Genomic DNA, 21,952 nt, shown 5'->3' with positions numbered 1-21,952 from the left:
CCGATCAGCCGAGGTGGTCAGCCGAGCTGCATGATGAGCTCGGTGACCACCTCGGACCGCGCGTTGGAGAAGGTCTTGTCCTCGCCCACCACGGAGAAGCCGCGGCGGGTGAGGATCTTCTGCGAGCCGATGTTGTCCGCCGGCACGTGCGCGCGCAGGGGACGGTCCGTGAAGGCCTCCAGCAGGGCGTCCACCGCGGAGGTGGTGATGCCCTGGCCCCAATACTCACGGGCGGTCCAGAAGGAGAGTTCCGGCTCCTCGCCGATGCCGGAGACGACGACGGCCCCGGCGACCTGGCCGTCCTGCTCGATGGTCCGGACTTTCGTGGCGGGGTCCTCGAGCAACCGGGACCAGTGGTAGTCGAACACGCCGCGGTCCTGGGGACTGCGCGGGGCGAAGGCGGCCATCAGGTTGGCCTCGGCATCCTGCTGGTGCTCAAAGAAGTAGTCCAGGTCCTCGGACCGGACTTCACGAAGTTGCACGGAAATGGTGACCTCCTCGTCACGGGGTGGGGCCTGAACCACGGTGGCCCTCGCTCTCACACTGTACGCGGAATACTAGCTGGCCTCGGATCCCGCCAGCAGTGCGGACAGGGCCATCCCCTCCAACAGGGTGCGCCGTCCTCGCTGCTCCGAGGGTGAGCGGCGGACCGAATGCGGGGTGGAGTTCATGAGCCCGAGGGCCGCCTGGGTGCGGAAGACCGCGGTGCCGTGGTCCTCGTCCGGGTGCAGCAACCGCAGTTGGCCCGCCCAGACCTCGATGTAGTCCCGCTGGAGCCGGACCACCTCGGCGCGCACATCCGGCTCGAGATGGCGCATCTCCCGGCCCTGCACGGCGATCACGTCGCGGTGGGAGAGGGCGAAGTCCGTCTGGAAGCGCACGAGGGCGGTCAGGACCTCTCGAGCTCCGTCCTCGGCGCCGGCCACTCGGTGGGCGCCGTCCAGCAGGTCCTGGCTGACCTGGAGCAGCAGCTCGCCGAGGACGGCGGTCTTGCCCGGGAAGTGCCGGTACACCGCCGGGCCGCTGACACCGCAGGCCGCGCCCAGGTCCTCCAATCGGACCGAGGTGAAGCCCTGGTCGGCGAACAGCCGGGCGGCGGCCTCCAGCAGGGATTGCCGGCGATCGGCCTTGGCGGCGGCACGGGCGGTCTGTTCGGAGGTCATGGCGTCCTGGCGATGTCGGTGGGATGAGCTGGAGGCGGTTTCGGTTGGGGCGAGGCGGTCCGGTGGTGGACAGCGAGCACCCGGGGTGTCTACGATCACACCATTGTTTCAGTTAATCACGATTTACTCAGATGGGACACGCCATGAGCACCACCCAGCATTCCGCCGGTCTGGCCGGACCCGAACTCGACGAGGACTACCGGGACCTGGTCGGCACCGTCCGGGAGCTCGCCGACGAGGTGGTGGCACCGGTCTCCGCCAGCCTGGATGCCCGTCATGAGTTCCCCTACGAGATCGTGCGCCAGATGGGGGAGATGGGCCTGTTCGGCCTGCCGTTCCCGGAGGAGTACGGCGGCATGGGTGGTGACTACTTCGCGCTGGCGCTGGCCCTCGAGGAGTTGGGGCGGGTGAACCAGTCCGTCGCCATCACCCTGGAGGCCGGGGTGTCCCTGGGTGCCATGCCGGTCTACCGCTTCGGCACCGAGGAGCAGAAGGGCGCATGGCTTCCGGATCTCGTCACGGCCCGTGCCCTGGCCGGCTTCGGGCTGACCGAGCCCAACGGTGGGTCGGACGCCGGGGGGACCCAGACCACGGCGACCCTGGCCGACGGCACCTGGACCGTGAACGGGGCCAAGGAATTCATCACCAACTCCGGCACGGACATCACCCGCCTCGTCACCGTCACGGCGGTGACCGGCGTCAACGAGGCGAGGAGGGGGCCGGATGGCAGCCCGGGCAAGGAGATCTCCACCCTCCTGGTGCCCTCCGGTACGCCCGGGTTCACCGTGGGCGGGGCCTACGACAAGATGGGCTGGAACTCCTCGGACACCCACCCGCTGTTCTTCGACGGCGTCGAGGTGCCGGAGGCGAACCTCCTGGGCGAGCGGGGCCGTGGCTACGCCAACTTCCTCTCGATCCTGGACGAGGGGCGCATCGCCATCGCCGCCCTGTCTACAGGGGCGGCACAGGGATGCGTGGATGAATCGATCGCCTATGCGAAGACCCGGACCGCCTTCGGGCAGGCCATCGGCAAGAACCAGGCCGTGTCCTTCAAGATCGCCCGGATGCAGGCGCGGGCCCACTCGGCCCGGTTGGCGTACTACGAGGCGGCGGCCAAGATGCTGGCGGGCAAGCCGTTCAAGACGGAGGCGGCCATCGCCAAGCTGGTCGCCGGAGAGGCGGCCATGGACAATGCGCGGGATGCCACGCAGGTGTTCGGTGGCTACGGATTCATGAACGAGTCCCTGGTGGCGCGCCACTACCGCGACTCGAAGATCCTGGAGATCGGCGAGGGCACCACCGAGGTCCAGCTCATGCTGATCGCGCGCTCCCTCGGCCTCTGACCTCGCGCGACACCGGTACTGGAATTTGCCCGAATGGCTGTGATCTGTATCACTGAGCGCTTAGGATGGCCGAGTCATACTCGCCGGTAGCCTGCGGGCACCACACTGACTGGGGGATACGTGTCTTCAACACCACACCCGGACCTGGCCGACAACGGCCATGTCGATTTCCGCGCCGTTCAGGCCACGCCACAGTTCCAGGAGCTGCGGAAGACCCACCGCAGCTTCGTCTTCCCGTGGACCGTGGTCTTCATCGTCTGGTACTTCCTGTACGTCATCCTCGCGGCCTACGCCCCTGAGTTCATGTCCATCAAGGTCCTCGGCAACATCAATCTGGGGCTGGTGATCGGGCTCCTGCAGTTCGTCTCGACCTTCGTCATCACCGGGCTCTACGTGGCCTTCTCCAACAAGAAGCTGGACCCCAAGTCCACGGCCATCCGGGAGGAACTCGAAGCCCTGGACCCGAGCATCGCCAACCAGAGCCTCTCCGGTTCCGGTGCACCGAACGATGAGCCGACCGACGGAGGTCAGAAGTGAACACCCTCTCCCTGCCGACCCCCGTCCTGACGGCCAGCGCCGAGGGCACCAACGTCGGTGAGCCGTGGCTGAACATCCTGATCTTCGGCCTCTTCGTCGCGATCACCCTCATCATCGTCCTGCGGGCCTCCAAGAACACCAAGACCGCGGCCGACTACTACGCCGGCGGCCGGTCGTTCACCGGTACTCAGAACGGCACCGCGATCGCGGGAGACTACCTCTCGGCCGCGTCCTTCCTCGGCATCGTGGGCGCCATCGCCATCAACGGCTATGACGGCTTCCTCTACTCGATCGGTTTCCTCGTGGCGTGGCTCGTGGCCTTGCTCCTGGTGGCCGAACTGCTGCGCAACACCGGCAAGTTCACCATGGCGGACGTGCTGTCCTTCCGCCTCCAGCAACGGCCGGTCCGCATCGCGGCGGCGCTCGCCACCCTGATGGTCTGCCTCTTCTACCTGCTGGCCCAGATGGCCGGCGCCGGAGCGCTCGTCTCCCTGCTGCTGGGCATCGACGAGCGGCTGGGCCAGTCCGTGGTCATCGCGATCGTGGGCGCGCTGATGATCGTCTACGTGCTCGTGGGCGGCATGAAGGGCACCACCTGGGTCCAGATCATCAAGGCCTGCCTGCTGATCGCCGGTGCCTTCATCATGACCATCTGGGTCCTGGCCCTGTTCGGCTTCAACTTCTCCGCCCTGCTCGGTGCGGCCGTGGAGCTCAGCCCGGAGGGTGCGGCCATCCTCGACCCGGGCCTGCAGTACGGCCTCAGCGAGGTCACCAAGCTCGACTTCCTGTCCCTGGGCCTGGCCCTCGTGCTCGGCACTGCCGGCCTGCCCCATGTGCTGATGCGCTTCTACACGGTGCCGACCGCCAAGGAGGCCCGCAAGTCCGTGGTCTGGGCCATCGTGCTGATCGGCGCCTTCTACCTGTTCACCCTGGTGCTGGGCTACGGCGCCGGCGCCCTCATCGGCCCGGAGCGGATCGAGAACGCGCCGGGCGGCGTCAACTCGGCGGCACCGCTGCTGGCGTTCGAACTCGGTGGACCACTGTTGCTGGGCCTGATCTCGGCCGTCGCCTTCGCGACCATCCTGGCGGTGGTGGCCGGCCTGACGATCACCGCCGCCGCGTCGTTCGCGCACGACATCTACGCGAACGTCCTGGCCAAGGGCAAGACCAGTCCGGAGAAGGAGGTCAAGATCGCCCGCCGCACCGTGGTGGTCATCGGCATCCTGGCGATCATCGGCGGCATCGGCGCCCAGGGCCAGAACGTGGCCTTCCTGGTGGCACTCGCCTTCGCGGTCGCCGCGTCCGCCAACCTGCCCACCATCCTGTACTCGCTGTTCTGGAAGGGCTTCACCACCCAGGGCGCCCTGTGGTCGATGTACGGCGGCCTGGGTGCCGCGATCCTGCTGATCGTCTTCTCCCCGGTGATGTCCGGCACGGAGACGTCCATGATCGTCGGCGCCGACTTCGCCTGGTTCCCGCTGAAGAACCCCGGCATCGTCTCCATCCCGCTCGCCTTCCTCCTCGGATTCATCGGCTCCAAGCTGGACAAGCGCACCGAGAGCCCGGAGAAGCAGGCCGAGATGGAGGTGCGTTCCCTGACCGGCATCGGCGCCGAGAAGGCGGTGGACCACTGACCCCACTACCGACCAGACACCGTGCGGGCCAGGAGAACTCGTTCTCCTGGCCCGCACGGTGCTGTCCGGCTCCGGGGGAGCGGATGGCAGGGACCTCCCAGTTCGTCCGGCCATAATGGACCGGTGACTTCCGAACCGCTTTACCTGCCCGACGCCGGCCCCACGAGCACCCGCCGGGTCACCCTGATCGGTTCCACCGGCTCGATCGGCACCCAGGGACTCGAGGTCATCGCCTCGGCTCCGGAGCACTTCACGGTCGCCGGGCTGTCCGGCGGATCCAACACCGCGCTCCTGGCCCGTCAGGCCGTGGCCACCGGAGCCGGCGCGGTCGGCAGCGCCACCGCCACCACGGAGGAGCTCGCCGAGGCCATCGCCGCCGCGGCCCGGCAGGCCGGGGTGCCCGCGCCCTCTCCGGAGTTGTTCTCCGGCCCCACCGCGGCGGCCGAGGTCGCCGCCTGGGAGGGCGCCGACGTCGTGCTCAACGGGATCACCGGGTCCATCGGCCTGGCTCCCACGCTCGCGGCGCTGCAGGCCGGCCACCTGCTCGCGCTGGCCAACAAGGAATCGCTCATCGTCGGCGGGGCCCTCGTCAAGCAGGCCGCCGCGCCCGGCCAGCTCGTCCCGGTCGACTCCGAGCACTCCGCCCTGGCCCAGGCCCTGCGCTCCGGGGCCGCCGAGGAGGTCCGGCGCCTGGTGGTCACCGCCTCCGGCGGACCGTTCCGCGGCCGGACCCGGGACCAGCTCGCCGGGGTCACCCCGGCCGAGGCCCTGGCCCACCCCACCTGGGACATGGGCAAGGTGGTCACCACCAACTCGGCCTCCATGGTGAACAAGGCCCTCGAGGTCATCGAGGCCCACCTGCTCTTCGACCTTCCGCTGGACCGGATCGACGTGGTCGTCCACCCGCAGTCGATCGTCCACTCGATGGTCGAGTTCACCGACGGCTCCACGATCGCCCAGGCCTCCCCGCCGGACATGCGCCTGCCCATCGCCCTCGGCATCGGCTGGCCCCACCGCGTGCCCGGCTCCGCGCCTGGCCTGGACTGGACGCGGGCCGCGACGTGGACCTTCGAACCCCTGGACGAGGACGCCTTCCCCGCGGTGCGGCTCGCCAAGCAGGCCGCCAGCGCCTCCACCACGCACATGGCCGTCTACAACGCCGCGAACGAGGAGGCCGTGGAGGCCTTCCACACCGGCCGGATCGGCTTCACCGAGATCGTGGACACCGTTCGCGCCGTCGTGGAGGACTATGACCCGGACGTCGTGCTGGCCGGCCAGGACCTGAGCGTCGAGGCGCTCGCGGCCGCCGAGCAGTGGGCCCGCACCGCAGCACAGGCGCGGTGGTGACGGTGGAGATCCTCTGGTTCATCGTCGGCGTCCTCGCCGTGGCCGTCGGCATCGCCCTGTCGATCGCCCTGCATGAGGTCGGCCACCTGGTGCCCGCCAAGCTCTTCGGCGTCCGCGTCACGCAGTACATGGTCGGCTTCGGCCCCACCGTGTTCTCCCGCAAGAAGGGGGAGACCGAATACGGGGTGAAGGCCATCCCGCTGGGCGGCTACGTCTCCATGGTCGGGATGTACCCTCCGGAGCACCCCGAACAGGGCGAACGGCCGCGCAGCGCCAGCACCGGCCTGTTCCAGCAGATGGCCTCCGACGCCCGTCAGATGTCCGCCGAGGAACTGCGGCCGGGGGACGAGAAGCGCACGTTCATCTCGCTGCCGGTGTGGAAGCGGATCGTCATCATGCTGGGCGGGCCGTTTATGAACCTCGTCATCGCATTCGCCCTGACGGCCATCCTCGTGACCACCACGGGCGTGGCCACCGCCACGACCACCGTCTCCGAGGTGTTCAAGTGCGTGCTTCCGGCCGCCGTCCAGCAGGAGCGGGCCGCCGCCGGCGAGGCGGCCGGGCAGGGCGGCACGGAGGCCTGCCGGCCCGGGGACCCGGCCGCGCCGGCCTTCGAGGCCGGGCTGGAACCCGGGGACACCATCACCGCCTTCAACGGCCGCCCCGTGGACGACTGGGACGAGCTGTCCTCAGCCATCCGCGAGCGGGCCGGAGAGCCCACGTCCATCACCTGGGAGCGTGACGGGGCCGAGCAGTCCGGGACCATCACCCCGAAGCTCACCGAGCGGCCGGTCGCCGATTCCAGCGGCCGCGCGCAGACCAATCCGGACGGCAGCACCCAGACGGAGGACGTCGGCTTCGTCGGCATGGGCTCCGAGGTCCAGAACGTGCCGCAGCCGATCACCGAGACCTTCCCGGTGATGGGGCAGCAGCTGAAGGCGACCGCCGACGTGGTGGTGGTGCTGCCCGTGAAGCTCTGGGAGACGGCCGTCGCCGTCTTCGGCCCGGAGGAGCGCGATCCCAACGGACCGATGTCCGTGGTGGGCGTGGGCCGCATCGCCGGTGAGGCCGCCGCCCTGGAGGACGTGCCGCTGGCGGACAAGGCCTCCCTGCTGCTCTCCCTGGTGGCCGGGGTCAACGTGGCTCTGATGGTGTTCAACCTCATCCCCCTGCTGCCACTGGACGGCGGTCACGTGGCCGGGGCGCTGTGGGAGGCCCTCCGCCGCGGGTGGGCCAAGCTGACCCGGCGCCGGGACCCCGGGGTCTTCGACATCGCCAAGCTCCTGCCGCTGACCTACGTGGTCGGGATCGCCCTGCTCGGTATGGGCCTGCTGCTGATCGTGGCGGACATCGTGGATCCCATCCGCATCTTCTAGTCGGAGCGGACGGACCGAGGTGTCGCGCGACCTCTGGACCAGGGAGGTGTCCTACGCTGGCCCCATGGCTGAACCACAGAAGATCTTCGCCGTCCAGTACAACTACGTCCCCGGGCTGGGTGACCAGCGTGACGTGCACCGCGCCGCTCACCGTGAGTTCCTGGGCTCCCTGGGCACCGCCATGGTGGCCGCGGGCGCCTACGTGGATGATCCGACGGCGGCCCTGCTGCTCGTCAAGTCCGATGCGGCTGAAAGCGTCCGGGACCTGCTGGCCGGGGACCCCTTCCAGCAGCACGGCCTGATCTCCTCCACCGATGTCCATGAATGGTCGTGTGCGGTCGGTGACCAGGCGGCCGCCATCCGCGGGAACGGGGCCTGAGTATCGAACGCCGCCGCGTCCTGACGTCCCTGGCCGGACTCACCGCCGCCGGTGCTGTCGCGGCCCTGACCGCCTGCACCCCCAGCCCGCAAGCGGGCGCCGGTGGGCCGACGGGCTCGGGTTCGGCGCCGCCGTCGGGCACTCCGACCCCTAGCCCTACGCCCACCCCGGAGCTTCCCGGCGGGGGGACCACCCTGTTCCCGGGCCGCCGCATGGTGGCGCTGTACGGCACGCCCGGCACCGGCTCCCTCGGCATGCTGGGTGAGCAGGACGTGGACGAGGCCCTGGAGCGGGCCGCCGCCCTGGCCGCCGACTACCAACCGTTCAGCGAGGAGCCGGTGATCCCGGCCTTCGAGATCATCTCCACCGTGGCGACCTCGTCTCCGGGACCCACGGGGGACTACACCTCCTACGTGGACCGGGACCAGCTGGCCGAGTGGGTCGAGGCCGCCGGAAAGGCGGACACCTACGTGGTCCTGGACCTGCAACCGGGGACCCAGGACTTCACCACCCAGGCGCAGGCCTTCGAGGAACTGCTGCTGCACCCGCACGTGGGACTGGCGCTGGACCCGGAATGGCGGCTGCAGCCCGGCCAGCGGCACATGGAGCAGATCGGGCAGGTCTCCGCCGCGGAGGTCAATGAGACCACGGCCTGGCTGGCGGAGCTCGTGGCCGAGCACGATCTGCCGGAGAAGCTCGTGATCCTGCACCAGTTCCAGGCCCGGATGATCCCGGACCGGCAGGACGTGGAGGCCCGGGACGGGCTGGTGCTCATGGTGCATGCGGACGGCAACGGGTCCGCGGAACAAAAGCAGGGGACGTGGCGTTCGCTGAAGAAGGACCTGCCGTCCGGGATGCGCCTGGGGTGGAAGAACTTCATCGACGAGGACTCGCCGACCTTCACCCCGGAGCAGACCATGACGGAGGTCTCACCCCAGCCCTGGTTCGTCTCGTACCAGTAGACTGGGGCGAACGGAACCCCCGTACCCCGATCAGCCCCACAGGAGTTGTCAGTGCCCGTCAGTCTTGGCATGCCCGCCGCACCACCGCCCGTCCTGGCACCTCGCCGCAAGACGAGGCAGTTGCAGGTGGGACGAGTCGGCGTGGGCTCCGATCACCAGGTCTCGGTCCAGACGATGACCACCACGAAGACGCATGACATCGGCGCCACGCTCCAGCAGATCGCCGAGCTCACCGCAGCCGGCTGTGACATCGTCCGGGTGGCCTGCCCCACGGACAAGGACGCCGAGGCGCTCAAGGTGATCGCGCAGCAGTCCACCATCCCGGTGATCGCGGACATCCACTTCCAGCCGAAGTACGTGTTCGCCGCGATCGAGGCCGGTTGTGGCGCCGTGCGGGTGAACCCCGGCAACATCCGGAAGTTCGACGACCAGGTCAAGGAGATCGCCCAGGCCGCCTCGGACCACGGCACCTCCATCCGGATCGGCGTCAACGCGGGTTCGCTGCATCCAGACCTGCTCAAGAAGTACGGCAAGGCCACCCCGGAGGCGCTCGTCGAGTCCGCCGTGTGGGAGGCCTCCCTGTTCGAGGAGCACGGCTTCCGCGACTTCAAGATCTCCGTCAAGCACAACGACCCGGTGATCATGGCCCGCGCCTACGAACTGCTGGCCGAACAGGGCGACTGGCCGCTGCACCTCGGCGTCACCGAGGCCGGGCCCGCCTTCCAGGGCACCATCAAGTCCGCGAGCGCCTTCGGCTATCTCCTCGGCAAGGGCATCGGTGACACGATCCGCGTCTCCCTGTCCGCCCCGCCGGTCGAGGAGGTCAAGGTCGGGCTGCAGATCCTGCAGTCCCTGAACCTGCGCGAGCGCCGCTTGGACATCGTGTCCTGCCCCTCCTGCGGCCGTGCCCAGGTGGACGTGTACTCCCTGGCCGAAGAGGTCACCGAGGGCCTGAAGGACCTCACGGTCCCGCTGCGCGTGGCCGTCATGGGCTGCGTGGTCAACGGGCCCGGGGAGGCCCGCGAGGCCGATCTCGGCGTGGCCTCCGGCAACGGCAAGGGTCAGATCTTCATCAAGGGAGAGGTCGTCAAGACGGTGCCGGAGGACGAGATCGTGGAGACGCTGCTGTTCGAGGCCCGCCGGATCGCCGCCGAATCCGGCCTGGAGGAAAGCAGCGAGGGTACTGATAGTGAGAATCCTGTCCAGGGCTCGCCCGTGGTCACCATCTCCTGACGACGCCGTCCGCCGGGCCACCGGTGGGGCCGTCCGGGTCCTGAACCACGCCGACACCACGGCCCTCACGGCCTTGGCCGCCGCCGACCCGGTGGCGAACTGCTTCGTGGAGTCCATCCTCGAGAAGGGTCGCGACGCCACGCCGGCCCACTCCGGGGGGCCTCTCTTCCTCGGCATCTTCACGCAGGCGACTCCCGTGACCGCCGGGCGCCCGGCCGAGCTGGAGGCCGCCTGCTGGGTGGGCGCCAATGTGGTCCCCATCGGCGCCACCGCCGAGGCCGGTGCCCTGTTCGGGGTGGCGCTGACCGCCCTGCACCGCCGCTTCGCCTCCGTGTACGGTCCCCGCGAGGCGGTGCTGCCCCTCTGGGAGGAGCTGTCCCGGGGACCGCAACGGGCCCGCCAGATCCGGGACGACCAGCCGCTCATGGTCCTGCGCGGCCGCCCGGCGGTGGAGCCCTCGCCCCACGTCCGTCCGGCCCGCACCGAGGAGTTCCCCGTGGTGCTGCCCGCCTGCGTGGCGATGTTCGAGGAGGAACTCGGGTTCTCGCCCCTGCAGAACGGGGCGGTGCAGTACCGGTTGCGGGTGGAGGACCTCATCCGCAACGGATGGTCACTGGTGGATCTCGACGACGCCGGCCGGGTCCGCTTCAAGGCCGATCTCGGCGTGGTCTCCGCCAGCTGCACGCAGATCCAGGGGGTGTGGGTGGAGCCGGGCCAGCGCGGACAGGGCCTGGCCGCACCGTCCGTGGCCGCCGTGACGGAGTACGCCCGGCAGACGGCACCCCTGGTGAGCCTCTACGTCAACAGCTTCAACACCGCCGCCCTGCGCACCTACCGCACCGTGGGGTTCGAGCAGGTCGGCACCTTCGCCACCGTCCTGTTGTAGTCCCCTGTTGCAGGCTCCGCGATCCTGTGCCCCGGACCTGGGCGCTTGACCTATGCTTTTCCTAGCTCCTGTCCGTCCGACCAGCCCGTACGGCCCGGCGTTGACGGAGCCACCAGCACCACCTATGAGGGGACAGGACATGAACCGCCAGCACACCCGATTCCGTGCCATGACTCTGCCGGCGACCGTGGGCATCGGACTGCTCACCCTCTCCCTGGCCGCCTGCGGCGGCTCCGGCGACGAGGGCGAGTCCAGCGCTCCGGCCAGCAGCGTCGCCGCGAACGAGGCCAGCGTGTCCGCCACGCCGTCAGCCACCGAGGAGGCCACGGCCGGAGCCTCCGCCACCGCGTCCCCGGACGCGTCGTCCAGTGACGACGCGGCGGCCGCCGGCGACGTCGAGGCAGCGCTGAAGGCCGTGCTCGGTGAGGGCACCCAGATCGTGACCGGCTCCCAGCTCGAGGAACTGCAGCAGTCCAGCCAGGGCCTGACCGAGGGCATCACCGTCACCCCGGCCGAATGCGGTCCGGAGGGACAGGACGCGGCCACCGGTGAGCTGCCGGAGGGCACGGAACTGACCGGCGGCGTGGTGGTGGAGACCACCGAGACCGGCGGGGCCAACTCGGACATGCTCAGCGTGTCCGAGTACCCGGATGCCGCTGCGGCCACCGAGGGCATGGCCGCCTTCGAGGAGTTCGCCGCCGCCTGCCCGAGCTACTCCCTGGAGATGGGCGAGGGCCTCAACGCCGAGGCCACCATGACGGTGGAGGACGTCGAGGCCGAGGGGGACGCCGCCCTGGCCATCACCATCGGCACCACCGTAGACATCGAAGGAGCGTCGCTGCCCGCCGGGGCCGGCAACAGCACCTCCACCACCGTGTATGTCCGGGACGGCGAGCGGCTGATCAGCTACGCCGGGACAGCGGCCGGCGGGGAGCCGAAGACCGCCGCCGAGGGCGTGGAGCTCATCGACGCCCTGCGCACCGAGCTCGGCGGCTGAACCCACCCCGGCAGCCCTCCCACCAGCACCACCAGCACCACCAGCCAGTCCAGCAACCACTGATCGGAGCCCTCGTGCCCCTGCGCATGTCCACCCTGTTCCTCCGCACCCTGCGTGACGACCCGGCCGACGCCGAGGTGGCCAGCCACAGGCTGCTCGTCCGCGCCGGCTACATCCGGCGTTCCGGCCCGGGGGCGTACACGTGGCTGCCGCTGGGGCTGCGCGTGAAGAACCGGGTCGAGCAGATCGTGCGCGAGGAGATGGACGCGATCGGCGGTCAGGAGGTCCAGTTCCCGGCCCTGCTGCCCAAGGAGCCCTACGAGGCCACCGGCCGCTGGGAGGAGTACGGTGACGCGCTGTTCCGCGTCCAGGACCGCAAGGGGGCGGACTTCCTGCTGGCCCCCACGCATGAGGAGATGTTCACCCTCCTGGTCAAGGACCACTACTCCTCCTACAAGGACCTGCCGGCGTACCTGTACCAGATCCAGACCAAGTTCCGGGATGAGGCCCGGCCCCGCGCCGGCCTGCTGCGCGTGCGCGAGTTCATCATGAAGGACTCCTACTCCTTCACCGTGGACGACGCCGGCCTGGACCAGGCCTACGCCGACCACCGCGGTGCCTACCTGAGGATCTTCGACCGCCTGGGCCTGGACGTCGTCCCCGTCCAGGCCCAGGCCGGGGCCATGGGCGGCTCACGCTCCGAGGAGTTCCTGCACCCCTCACCGATCGGTGAGGACACCTTCGTGGAGTCCGACGCCGGCTTCCGCGCCAACGTCGAGGCCGTCACCACCGTGGCCCCCGCGCCCTTGGACGAGGCGGCCCTCGCCGGCCTGCCGCCGGCCCAGGTGCGGGACACCCCCGACTCCACGACGATCGCCACCTTGGTGGACGTCTCCAACCAGTTGATGCCCCGCGAGGGACGCGCCTGGGAAGCCGCGGACACCCTCAAGTGCGTCGTGCTCACGGGCGTGCTGGACGGCAACGAGCGCCGACAGTTCATCGTGGCCGTCCCCGGAGACCGGGACGTGGACCTCAAGCGCCTGGAGGCCGGCATCGGCGGGCTGCTCGAGGTGGCCGGGGAGCCCGGTGTCGAGCAGGCCACCGAGGCGGACCTCGCCCGGCATCCGTCCCTGGTCAAGGGCTACATCGGTCCCAACAACGAATCCGGCCTGCCGTTCTTCGTGGACCCGCGCATCGTCACCGGCACCGCCTGGATCACCGGCGCCAACGCCCCGCAGCAGCATGTCTTCGGCCTGGTGGCCGGGCGTGACTTCCAGTGGGACGGCGTCATCGAGGCCACCGAGGTACGTGACGGCGATCCGGCCCCGGACGGCTCCGGCCCTCTGCACACCCGTCGCGGCATCGAGATGGGGCACATCTTCCAGCTCGGCCGCAAGTATGCCGAGGCCCTCGACCTCAAGGTCCTGGATCAGAACGGCAAGCAGGTCGTGGTGACCATGGGTTCGTACGGCATCGGCGTCACCCGCGCCGTCGCCGCCCTGGCCGAGTCCCACCACGATGAGAAGGGGCTGGCGTGGCCGCGCGCCATCGCCCCCGCGGACGTGCACGTGGTGGCCACCGGCAAGGGTGAGGAGATCTTCGCCGCCGCCGAGCAGCTCGTCGGTGACCTCGAGGCCCAGGGGCTGACCGTACTCTACGACGACCGCAAGAAGGTCTCGGCCGGCGTGAAGTTCTCGGACGTCGAGCTCATCGGCATCCCCACCTCCGTGGTCGTCGGCCGCGGCCTCGCCGACGGCGTGGTCGAGGTCAAGGACCGGGCCACGGGCGAGGCGCAGTCGGTGGAGGTCTCCGGTGCCGCCGCCGTGATCGCCGGCCTCGTCCGCTCCGCCTAGGCCTTCGGCAGCATGGAGGCACGGCCGTGCTGACCGGTCTCGAAGACATCACCGCGGCCACCCTCGTGATGGTCCTCCTGGCCGGTCTCGCCGCCGGGTGGATCGACGCGGTGGTGGGCGGGGGAGGACTGCTCCAATTGCCCGTGCTGCTCATGGTCCCGGGCATCACCCCGGTCCAGGCGCTGGCCACGAACAAGCTGGGCTCCGTCTTCGGGACCACCACCAGCGCCATCACCTACTACCGGCGCATCCACCCTGACCTGAGCACCGCCCTGCCCATGGCGGTGGTCGCCCTGGGAGGCAGCTTCGGCGGGGCGATCGTCGCCACGCTGCTGCCGGCCGAGGTCATCAAGCCCGTGATCCTGCTGGCCCTGGTCGGCGTGGCCGTCTTCACGGCGGCCAGGCCCCAGCTGGGCCGTGACACGGGACTGCGCTACGAGGGCCGGCGCCACCTGGCCGTGGCGCTGCTCATCGGGGCGGTCATCGGCTTCTATGACGGGGTCCTGGGGCCGGGCACCGGGACCTTCCTGGTGATCTCCCTGGTGGCGATCCTCGGCTACACCTTCCTGCAGGGCTCGGCCCAGGCCAAGATCGTGAACCTGTTCACCAACCTCGGGGCCATCGCCTTCTTCCTGCCCTCCGGCCACATCCTCCTCGGCCTGGGCCTCGTCCTAGGGGTGGCGAACATGATCGGCGGCTACCTCGGGGCTCGGATGGCCATCCGGCGCGGCTCGGGCTTCATCCGGATCGTGTTCCTCGTGGTGGTGTTCGTCCTGATCGTCAAACTCGGTTACGACTTTGTTGCCGACTGGGCTTGAATGGACCCATGCACGACGCCTACGAACACGCCAACGAACACCCTGAACGCACATCCCTGGCCGCGCTGGTCGCGCCCGCCGTCGAGTCCACCGGCCTGTACTTCGAGGCGGCCACAGTCGAGGGCGAGCCGGGTCAGCTGATCCTGAAGGTCGTCGTGGACCATGCCGACGGCACCGCCGGGCTGGATCTGGACGAGGTCGCCGAGGTGGCCCAGGCCGTCTCGACCGCGCTCGATGCGGCGGGGTCCGACCTGCCGGAGCTCGGCACCGAGCCGTACCAGCTCGAGGTGTCCTCCCCGGGCGTCGAGCGGCCCCTGACCGAGCCGCGGCACTGGCGCCGCAACGTCGGTCGCCTGGTCTCGGTCGAGGTCCTGCCCGACGACGGCCCGTCACCCTCGCCGACCACCTCACCCACCTCACCCACCGCGTCGACCGAGGCGTCCGCCCCGGCGCCGGCCGGTCGGTTGACCGGGCGCATCCAGTCCGCCGACGAGGCCGGCGTCGTGCTGGTGCCGGTCAGGCCGGGGGCGAAGAAGGGGATGCCCGCGAAGATCGGTGATCCGGTCCGGCACGCATACCACCGCCTGGGTCCGGCAACGGTGCAGGTAGAGTTGACCCGCGGTGGCGGAAGTGCTGCCGATGAAGAACTGAATTCGGAGGCCTGAGTGGACATCGACATGAGCGCCCTGCGGATGCTGGAGACCGAGCGTGAGATCCCACTGGACCGCCTCGTGCCCACCATCGAACAGGCTTTGGTGGTTGCGTACCACAAGTCACCCGGCGCCCTGTCCCGGGCCCGCGCGGAGATCGACCGCAAATCCGGCCACGTGACCATCTGGGCCACCGAGATCGACGAGGACGGCCAGGCGGTCGGCGAGTTCGACGACACCCCGCAGGGCTTCGGCAGGATCGCCGCGTCCACGGCCCGGCAGATCATCCTCCAGCGACTGCGCGATGCCGAGGACGACAACATCCTGGGCCAGTTCAAGGGCCGCGAGGGCGAGATCATCTCCGGGCTGATCCAGCAGGGCACCAACCCACACATGATCCAGGTGAACCTGGGCTCGGTCGAGGCCGTCCTGCCGCCGCCGGAACAGGTCCCCGGCGAGGACTACTCCCACGGCCAGCGTCTGCGCGCCTACGTGGTGGACGTGCACCGCGGGCTCAAGGGCCCCTCGATCACACTCTCGCGCTCCCACCCGGGGCTGGTCCGCAAGCTGTTCGAACTGGAGGTCCCCGAGATCGCCGACGGCTCCGTGGAGATCCTCGCCCTCGCTCGCGAGGCCGGACACCGGACCAAGATGGCCGTGAAGGCCACCAAGGCCGGCATCAACGCCAAGGGTGCCTGCATCGGCGAGATGGGCTCCCGCGTCCGCGCCGTGATGAGCGAGCTGAACGACGAGAAGATCGACATCGTCGACTTCAGCGAGAACCCGGCCTCCTTCATCTCCTCCGCCCTGTCCCCGGCGCGGGTCAGCTCCGTGGAGATCGTGGACGAGGCCACCCGGTCGGCCCGCGTGGTCGTTCCGCGGGACGTGCTCTCGCTGGCCATCGGCAAGGAGGGGCAGAACGCCCGTCTGGCCGCCAAGCTGACCGGCTGGCGGATCGACATCTCCGGCGAAGAGGCCTGACCGCAGGCCGGCTACCGCTGGCGGCTGCCCCACCGGGCTGACTGAGGTAGACTGGCCAGGTCCATTTCCATTTCCTTGACGGAACAGGCTTTTCCATGCAGGCACACACCCCGGTGCGCACCTGCGTCGGATGCCGGGGGAAAGAGGACCACACCAAGCTGGTGCGCCTGGCGCTGGAGGAGGTCACGAGTCCCGGACTCGTGGTTCCCGACTGGCGCCGGCGCAAGCCGGGCCGAGGGGCCTGGATCCACCCGGATCACGCTTGCCTGCAGGCCGCCCTGAAGAAGGGCGCATTCAACCGGGCCTTCCGAGGCCGTGTGGATGCGACCTCCCTGGCCGGACTGTTCGCCGGGCATCCGGATGCACCGGTGTTGAAGACCGATAACGAAAGCGGGTCAGAGATCTGATGGAAACCCGATGAGCACCACACGATGAGTGCCCAACGATGAACACCACCCGTCATTACGGTCCGCTTGACACGGCCCGGGGGAGCTGAGGCTCCCCTCGAGGCCACGACGCGGACCAGAACAGGAGAACCGTGGCTAAGGTCCGCGTCCACGAGCTCGCCAAAGAGCTCGGCATTTCATCCAAGGAGGCCCTGAACAAGCTTCAGGACATGGGCGAATTCGTTCGTTCCGCCTCCTCGACCATCGAACCCCCGGTGGTCAAGAAGCTGCGTTCCGCCTATGCGGACGCCGCACCGAAGACCCCCTCCAAGCCGGCCGCCGCCAAGCCTGCGGCAGCCACTCCGGCACCGGCCGCCCCCGCGGCCGAGAAGCCGGCAGCCCCGGCAGGGGAGAAGCCGGCTGCTCCGGCAGCTCCGTCCGCCGCGAAGCCGGGCGCACCGGCACCGGCCGCCCCTGCGGCTGAGAAGCCGGCCGCTCCGGCACCGGCCGCCCCTGCGGCTGAGAAGCCGGCCGCTCCGGCACCGGCCGTCCCTGCGGCCGAGAAGCCGGCTGCTCCCGCCGCGCCGGCCACCCCGGCAGCATCGGCGGAGGCTCCCGCACCGGCGGCACCAGCGTCTCCGTCCGCGCCGAAGCCGGCCACCCCGGCCCGCCCCGGTGCCCCGAAGCCGGGCGGCACCAAGCCGGCCGCCCCGCGGCCCGGCAACAACCCCTTCACCTCCAAGCAGTCCGCGCCCCGGGCCGACGAGCGCGGCGGCGAACGCTCGGGTGGCCCGCGTCCCGGTGGCCCCCGCCCCGGTGGCCCGCGTCCCGGCAACAACCCCTTCGCGCCCAAGCAGGGCATGCGTTCGGGCCGTCCGGATGCCAGTGAGCGTGCCGGCGGTCCCCGCCCCGGTGGTCCGCGTCCGGCAGCCGCCGGCGCGGGTGCCGGTGCCCCCCGTCCGGGTGGCGCACGCCCCAGCCCGAACATGATGCCGGGCCACATCAACAAGCCGCAGCCGGCCTCCGCCCGTCCGGGTGGTCGTGGACGTCCCGGTGGCGGCCCCGGGGGCGCTCCCGGCGGCGGGACCGGTGGCGGCCCGCGTGGTGGCCGTCCCACCGGCCGCGGCGGCACCCAGGGTGCCTTCGGCCGCGGTGGTCCCGGTGGGCGCAAGCAGCGCAAGTCGAAGCGCGCGAAGCGTCAGGAACTGGAACAGAAGTCGGCACCGTCGGTCGGCGGCGTCTCCGTCCCGCGCGGTGACGGCACCACGCAGCTCCGCCTGCGCCGCGGCTCGTCCCTGAGTGACTTCGCCGAGAAGATCAACGCGGATCCGGCCTCGCTGGTGACCGTGCTCTTCCACCTGGGCGAGATGGCGAACGCCAACCAGTCCCTGGACGAGGAGACGTTCCGCGTGCTCGGGGAGGAGCTCGGCTACCAGATCGAGATCGTCTCCCCGGAGGACGAGGACAAGGAGCTCCTCGAGGCCTTCGACATCGACCTCGACGCCGAGGAAGAGGCGGAGACCGAGGACGACCTCGAGAAGCGCCCGGCCGTCGTGACCGTCATGGGCCACGTGGACCACGGCAAGACCCGACTGCTGGACGCCATCCGCTCCACCAAGGTCATCGAGGGCGAGGCCGGCGGCATCACCCAGCACATCGGTGCCTACCAGGTGGACTTCCAGCACGGCGAGACGGACCGCAGCCTGACCTTCATCGATACCCCGGGCCACGAGGCGTTCACCGCCATGCGTGCCCGTGGTGCCAAGGTCACGGACATCGCGGTGCTCGTGGTGGCCGCTGATGACGGCGTCATGCCGCAGACCGTCGAGGCGTTGAACCACGCCAAGGCGGCCGGCGTGCCGATCGTGGTCGCGGTCAACAAGATCGACAAGCCCGAGGCCTCCCCGGAAAAGATCCGCGGTCAGCTTGCCGAGTACGGCCTGGTCCCCGAGGAGTACGGTGGCGACACGATGTTCGTGGACGTCTCCGCCCGGAACAACGTGAACATCGAGGAGCTGCTCTCGGCCATCCTGCTCACCGCGGACGCCGCGCTGGAGCTCACCGCCAACCCGAACAAGGGTGCGCGCGGTGTGGCCATCGAGGCGAACCTGGACAAGGGCCGCGGTGCCGTCGTCACGGTGCTCGTGCAGTCCGGCACCCTCCGCGTCGGGGACACCATGGTGGTGGGCCACGGTCACGGCCGCGTCCGCGCCATGTTCGACGATGACGGCACCACCGTGACCGAGGCGCCGCCGTCGCGTCCGGTCCAGGTGCTGGGCCTGTCCTCCGTGCCGCGCGCCGGCGACACCTTCCTGGTGACCGAGGACGACCGCACCGCCCGCCAGATCGCCGAGAAGCGCGAAGCCGCCGATCGCAACGCCATGTTGGCCAAGCGCCGCAAGCGGATCTCCCTGGAGAACTTCGACCAGGCCGTGGCCGAGGGCAAGATCGACACCCTCAACCTCATCATCAAGGGCGACGCCTCCGGCGCCGTGGAGGCCCTCGAGGACTCCCTGCTCGAGATCGAGGTCGGCGCCGACGTGCAGTTGCGCGTCATCCACCGTGGCGTGGGTGCCATCACGCAGAACGACGTCAACCTGGCCACCGTGGACAACGCCATCATCATCGGCTTCAACGTCCGCCCGGCCGAGCGCGTCACCGATCTGGCCGACAAGGAGGGCGTGGACATGCGCTTCTACTCGGTGATCTACGACGCGCTCGATGACATCGAGAGCGCGCTGAAGGGCATGCTCAAGCCGGAGTACGAAGAGGTCCAGCTGGGTACCGCGGAGGTCCGCGAGGTCTTCCGGTCCTCCAAGTGGGGCAACATCGCCGGCACGCTGGTCCGTTCCGGGCTCATCCGCCGCAACGCCTCCGCCCGCCTCGTGCGGGACGGCAACGTGGTGGCGGACAAGCTCAAGATCGAGTCGCTGCGCCGGTTCAAGGACGACGCCACCGAGGTCCGCGAGGGCTACGAGTGCGGTATCGGCCTGGGCGGCTTCAACGACATCAAGGACGGGGACATCATCGAGACCTTCGAGATGCAGGAGAAGCCGCGCGTCTGAGTTGACGCGCCGGCCGATCCCCCCAAGGAGAAAGGACGGTCCCATGGTGGATCAGGCACGTGCGGCCCGGTTGGCCCAACGGATCAAGGTCCTGGTCGCCGAGGCCCTGCGCAAGCGGGTCAAGGACGACCGGGCCGAGGCCATCACCCTCACCGAGGTGCGGGTGACCAACGACCTCCAGCACGCCACCGTGTACTACACGGTGCTCGGTGACGCCACGGCGGCCGAGGGCGCCCGGGAGGTCCTCGAGGCCCACCACGGCGTCATCCGGCACGAGGTCGGCCGCCAGCTGACCATCCGGTTGGTGCCGACCCTGGAGTTCGTGGCCGATGAGGTCCCGGAAACCGCGGCGCACCTCGAGGAGGTGCTCGCCCAGGCCAGGGAGCGCGACGCCGAACTGGCCCGGTTGCGTGAGAACGCCTCCTTCGCCGGTGAGCCCGACCCGTACAAGAAGGACGGCGAGGACAGCGGGAACGAGGACACGGCCCGTTGAGCGGTTCTTCCAGGCAGTCCCGGGACCGGGAGCTGCCCGAGGGCGCTCCCGGGACCCGGGCCTCCGGCCTGGTGCTCGTGGACAAGCCGGCCGGCTGGACCTCCCATGACGTGGTCGGGAAGGTCCGCCGGCTGGCCGGCACCCGCAAGGTCGGTCATGCCGGCACCCTGGACCCGATGGCCACCGGCCTGCTGGTGGTCGGCTTCAACAAGGCCACCCGTCTGCTGACGGCGATCACGGGGACGGACAAGACCTACCTGGCGACCATCCGGCTCGGTGTCTCCACCGTGACGGATGACGCCGAGGGCGACGTGCTGCAGACCCGGCTCGCGAACGCGGTCACGCCGGAACGGGTGGACGCTGCCGTGGCCGACCTCACGGGCGACCTCCAGCAGGTCCCCTCGGCGGTGTCCGCCATCAAGGTGGACGGGCAGCGCGCCTATCACCGGGTGCGGGCCGGCGAGGACGTGCGCCTCGACGCCCGGCCCGTCACGGTCCGCCGCTTCGAGGTCACCGGTTACCGGCGCGCCGAGGACGGTACCACCGTGGACCTCGACGTCGAGGTGGACTGCACCTCCGGGACCTACATCCGTGCCCTGGCCCGGGACCTGGGGGAGGCCCTGGAGACCGGTGGCCACCTGACCGCCTTGCGGCGCACCGCCGTCGGGCCCTTCTCCGTGGCCGATGCCGTGACCCTCGAGGAGCTGGCGGTGCGCTTCACCTCCACCGAGCTCTCCGCGGCCGCGGCCGGGCTGTTCCCCGTGCGCCGGCTGACCGGTGAGGAGGCCTCTGAGCTGTCCTTCGGGCGGCGCATCGAGGCCACCGGCACCGACGGGATGGTGGCCGCACAGGCGCCGGACGGCACCGTCGTCGCCCTGATCTGCGACCAGGAGCGCCAGGGCCGCCCCGAGGTCCTCTCCGCCAAGCCTGAGATCGTCTTCGCGCCCGCCACAGCACCGGCAGCAGCCCCGACGCGGGACGGCGGGCGGACGTGACCGAGGTGGCGACCGACGGCTGGTTCTGGGCCGGCACCGCGTTGTGTGCCCTCTCGCTCGTGATCTGCGTGGTGATGACCTTCATCCGCACCTTCCCGGACGACTTCTCCATCCTCTCCGTGGCCGCGGTGGAGCTCTTCCTGATCGCCTACGGCGTGGGGGCGATCGTCCGCCAGGCCGGAGGTGAGCCCCTCCAGGGGGAACTCTGGGAGTTCTGGGGCTATGTCCTCACGGCGCTGGTGGTCTCCCTGGTCGCGGTGGTGTGGGCCGTCACGGACAAGACCCGCTGGTCCAACCTGGTGATGGCCGCCGTGGGGCCGACGATCTTCGTGATGTTATACAGACTGCAGGTGATCTGGTTTGGCTGAGGCCGAGAACAACAAGAACAACAAGAACAACGAGAACATCAGGCCCCGGCGGAACCAGGGGCTCGGCCGCATCCTGGTCATGGTCTACGCCGTGTTCGCCCTGTCCTCCTTCGCGCGTTCGATCTTCCAGATCGCCATGCACTTCGAGCAGGCGCCGCTGGCCTACCTGCTGTCCGCCTTCGCCGCCGCCGTCTACATCGTGGCCACGCTGTCCCTGGCCCGTTCCGGCCGTACGGCCTGGTACGTCTCGGTCGTGGCGGTCGGCATCGAACTGGTGGGCGTGGTCGGGGTCGGGCTGTGGACGCTCCTGGACCCGCAGCTGTTCGCCGATGACACGGTGTGGAGCCGCTTCGGCGCCGGGTACGGGTACATCCCCCTGATCCTGCCGATCCTGGGCCTGGCCTGGCTGCTGGGACACCGCCCCCGCGTTGAAGTGGAAAGCCGCCCCTGAGGGGGTGGATAATCGAGTGATGAGCCGGAGCGGAG

General features: G+C 69.9%; 22 protein-coding genes. 20 read left to right on the top strand and 2 right to left on the bottom strand.

Annotation, left to right across the window (positions count from 1 at the left end; translation table 11 throughout):
• Nucleotides 1-17: 17 nt before the first annotated feature.
• On the bottom strand, nucleotides 18-482 hold the full coding sequence (locus ACFFIO_RS10070; protein ID WP_378041464.1) for a GNAT family N-acetyltransferase: 465 nt from the start codon (nucleotides 480-482) through the stop codon (nucleotides 18-20).
• A gap of 75 nt (nucleotides 483-557) precedes the next feature.
• Complete coding sequence (locus ACFFIO_RS10065; RefSeq protein ID WP_378041462.1) at nucleotides 558-1,163, bottom strand: TetR/AcrR family transcriptional regulator; 606 nt, start codon at nucleotides 1,161-1,163, stop codon at nucleotides 558-560.
• Nucleotides 1,164-1,306: 143 nt separating this feature from the next.
• Between ACFFIO_RS10065 and ACFFIO_RS10060 the strand changes: the two genes are divergently transcribed.
• The 20 genes from ACFFIO_RS10060 to ACFFIO_RS09965 all read left to right on the top strand — a co-directional run bounded on the left by ACFFIO_RS10060 (nucleotide 1,307) and on the right by ACFFIO_RS09965 (nucleotide 21,917).
• The gene (locus ACFFIO_RS10060) at nucleotides 1,307-2,506 is read left to right on the top strand and encodes an acyl-CoA dehydrogenase family protein (RefSeq protein ID WP_378041461.1); all 1,200 of its coding nucleotides are present in this window, start codon (nucleotides 1,307-1,309) and stop codon (nucleotides 2,504-2,506) included.
• A gap of 120 nt (nucleotides 2,507-2,626) precedes the next feature.
• Nucleotides 2,627-3,043, top strand: a complete 417-nt coding sequence (locus ACFFIO_RS10055) for a DUF485 domain-containing protein (RefSeq protein WP_378041460.1) — start codon at nucleotides 2,627-2,629, stop codon at nucleotides 3,041-3,043.
• 11 nt (nucleotides 3,044-3,054) lie between these two features.
• Nucleotides 3,055-4,677 (top strand): monocarboxylic acid transporter, encoded by a 1,623-nt coding sequence (locus ACFFIO_RS10050; RefSeq protein ID WP_378041586.1) that lies wholly within the window; start codon nucleotides 3,055-3,057, stop codon nucleotides 4,675-4,677.
• 123 nt (nucleotides 4,678-4,800) lie between these two features.
• Complete coding sequence (gene dxr / locus ACFFIO_RS10045) at nucleotides 4,801-6,024, top strand: 1-deoxy-D-xylulose-5-phosphate reductoisomerase (RefSeq protein ID WP_378041458.1); 1,224 nt, start codon at nucleotides 4,801-4,803, stop codon at nucleotides 6,022-6,024.
• Nucleotides 6,018-7,400 (top strand): M50 family metallopeptidase, encoded by a 1,383-nt coding sequence (locus ACFFIO_RS10040; RefSeq protein WP_378041457.1) that lies wholly within the window; start codon nucleotides 6,018-6,020, stop codon nucleotides 7,398-7,400. Before dxr ends, ACFFIO_RS10040 begins: the two co-directional genes overlap by 7 nt.
• Before the next feature lie 64 nt (nucleotides 7,401-7,464).
• Nucleotides 7,465-7,779, top strand: a complete 315-nt coding sequence (locus ACFFIO_RS10035; RefSeq protein ID WP_159549817.1) for a YciI family protein — start codon at nucleotides 7,465-7,467, stop codon at nucleotides 7,777-7,779.
• 212 nt (nucleotides 7,780-7,991) lie between these two features.
• Complete coding sequence (locus ACFFIO_RS10030) at nucleotides 7,992-8,741, top strand: hypothetical protein (protein WP_378041455.1); 750 nt, start codon at nucleotides 7,992-7,994, stop codon at nucleotides 8,739-8,741.
• Nucleotides 8,742-8,810: 69 nt separating this feature from the next.
• Entirely contained in the window at nucleotides 8,811-9,974 is a 1,164-nt protein-coding gene (gene ispG / locus ACFFIO_RS10025) for a flavodoxin-dependent (E)-4-hydroxy-3-methylbut-2-enyl-diphosphate synthase (RefSeq protein ID WP_378041454.1), read from the top strand.
• Nucleotides 9,931-10,860 (top strand): GNAT family N-acetyltransferase, encoded by a 930-nt coding sequence (locus ACFFIO_RS10020; RefSeq protein ID WP_378041453.1) that lies wholly within the window; start codon nucleotides 9,931-9,933, stop codon nucleotides 10,858-10,860. Before ispG ends, ACFFIO_RS10020 begins: the two co-directional genes overlap by 44 nt.
• A 139-nt stretch (nucleotides 10,861-10,999) precedes the next feature.
• Entirely contained in the window at nucleotides 11,000-11,857 is an 858-nt protein-coding gene (locus tag ACFFIO_RS10015) for a hypothetical protein (RefSeq protein ID WP_378041451.1), read from the top strand.
• A gap of 74 nt (nucleotides 11,858-11,931) precedes the next feature.
• Complete coding sequence (locus tag ACFFIO_RS10010; protein ID WP_378041449.1) at nucleotides 11,932-13,710, top strand: proline--tRNA ligase; 1,779 nt, start codon at nucleotides 11,932-11,934, stop codon at nucleotides 13,708-13,710.
• Between the two features lie 68 nt (nucleotides 13,711-13,778).
• Complete coding sequence (locus tag ACFFIO_RS10005; RefSeq protein ID WP_378041584.1) at nucleotides 13,779-14,528, top strand: sulfite exporter TauE/SafE family protein; 750 nt, start codon at nucleotides 13,779-13,781, stop codon at nucleotides 14,526-14,528.
• Nucleotides 14,529-14,536: 8 nt separating this feature from the next.
• A complete protein-coding gene (gene rimP, locus ACFFIO_RS10000; protein WP_378041447.1) occupies nucleotides 14,537-15,193 on the top strand; it encodes a ribosome maturation factor RimP in 657 nt (218 codons plus the stop codon).
• Complete coding sequence (gene nusA, locus ACFFIO_RS09995; RefSeq protein ID WP_378041445.1) at nucleotides 15,194-16,159, top strand: transcription termination factor NusA; 966 nt, start codon at nucleotides 15,194-15,196, stop codon at nucleotides 16,157-16,159. It begins immediately after the preceding gene.
• Nucleotides 16,160-16,254: 95 nt separating this feature from the next.
• Nucleotides 16,255-16,566, top strand: a complete 312-nt coding sequence (locus ACFFIO_RS09990) for a YlxR family protein (protein ID WP_378041444.1) — start codon at nucleotides 16,255-16,257, stop codon at nucleotides 16,564-16,566.
• Between the two features lie 131 nt (nucleotides 16,567-16,697).
• Complete coding sequence (gene infB / locus ACFFIO_RS09985) at nucleotides 16,698-19,610, top strand: translation initiation factor IF-2 (RefSeq protein WP_378041442.1); 2,913 nt, start codon at nucleotides 16,698-16,700, stop codon at nucleotides 19,608-19,610.
• Nucleotides 19,611-19,653: 43 nt separating this feature from the next.
• Nucleotides 19,654-20,103, top strand: coding sequence for a 30S ribosome-binding factor RbfA (gene rbfA / locus ACFFIO_RS09980; RefSeq protein ID WP_378041441.1), 450 nt, complete (start codon nucleotides 19,654-19,656; stop codon nucleotides 20,101-20,103).
• 32 nt (nucleotides 20,104-20,135) lie between these two features.
• Complete coding sequence (gene truB, locus ACFFIO_RS09975; protein WP_378041583.1) at nucleotides 20,136-21,098, top strand: tRNA pseudouridine(55) synthase TruB; 963 nt, start codon at nucleotides 20,136-20,138, stop codon at nucleotides 21,096-21,098.
• 5 nt (nucleotides 21,099-21,103) lie between these two features.
• Complete coding sequence (locus tag ACFFIO_RS09970) at nucleotides 21,104-21,466, top strand: hypothetical protein (protein WP_378041582.1); 363 nt, start codon at nucleotides 21,104-21,106, stop codon at nucleotides 21,464-21,466.
• A gap of 79 nt (nucleotides 21,467-21,545) precedes the next feature.
• Nucleotides 21,546-21,917: a hypothetical protein gene (locus tag ACFFIO_RS09965; RefSeq protein ID WP_378041580.1), complete on the top strand. Its 372-nt coding sequence runs from the start codon at nucleotides 21,546-21,548 to the stop codon at nucleotides 21,915-21,917.
• The last annotated feature ends 35 nt before the right edge of the window (nucleotides 21,918-21,952 follow it).

It is taken from the genome of Citricoccus parietis (genome assembly GCF_042433045.1).
Classification (GTDB): Bacteria; Actinomycetota; Actinomycetes; order Actinomycetales; family Micrococcaceae; genus Citricoccus; species Citricoccus parietis.
This window is presented reverse-complemented; position numbering and strand designations above follow the sequence as displayed.

What these genes read in the sequence shown, in the direction of transcription:
- ACFFIO_RS10065 (WP_378041462.1), bottom strand. Translation starts at nt 1,163, where the DNA reads ATGACCTCCGAACAGACCGCCCGTGCCGCCGCCAAGGCCGATCGCCGG.
- ACFFIO_RS10060 (WP_378041461.1), top strand. Translation starts at nt 1,307, where the DNA reads ATGAGCACCACCCAGCATTCCGCCGGTCTGGCCGGACCCGAACTCGAC.
- ACFFIO_RS10035 (WP_159549817.1), top strand. Translation starts at nt 7,465, where the DNA reads ATGGCTGAACCACAGAAGATCTTCGCCGTCCAGTACAACTACGTCCCC.
- ACFFIO_RS10030 (WP_378041455.1), top strand. Translation starts at nt 7,992, where the DNA reads ATGGTGGCGCTGTACGGCACGCCCGGCACCGGCTCCCTCGGCATGCTG.
- ispG (WP_378041454.1), top strand. Translation starts at nt 8,811, where the DNA reads ATGCCCGCCGCACCACCGCCCGTCCTGGCACCTCGCCGCAAGACGAGG.
- ACFFIO_RS10015 (WP_378041451.1), top strand. Translation starts at nt 11,000, where the DNA reads ATGAACCGCCAGCACACCCGATTCCGTGCCATGACTCTGCCGGCGACC.
- ACFFIO_RS10005 (WP_378041584.1), top strand. Translation starts at nt 13,779, where the DNA reads ATGGTCCTCCTGGCCGGTCTCGCCGCCGGGTGGATCGACGCGGTGGTG.
- rimP (WP_378041447.1), top strand. Translation starts at nt 14,537, where the DNA reads ATGCACGACGCCTACGAACACGCCAACGAACACCCTGAACGCACATCC.
- ACFFIO_RS09990 (WP_378041444.1), top strand. Translation starts at nt 16,255, where the DNA reads ATGCAGGCACACACCCCGGTGCGCACCTGCGTCGGATGCCGGGGGAAA.
- rbfA (WP_378041441.1), top strand. Translation starts at nt 19,654, where the DNA reads ATGGTGGATCAGGCACGTGCGGCCCGGTTGGCCCAACGGATCAAGGTC.
- ACFFIO_RS09965 (WP_378041580.1), top strand. Translation starts at nt 21,546, where the DNA reads ATGGTCTACGCCGTGTTCGCCCTGTCCTCCTTCGCGCGTTCGATCTTC.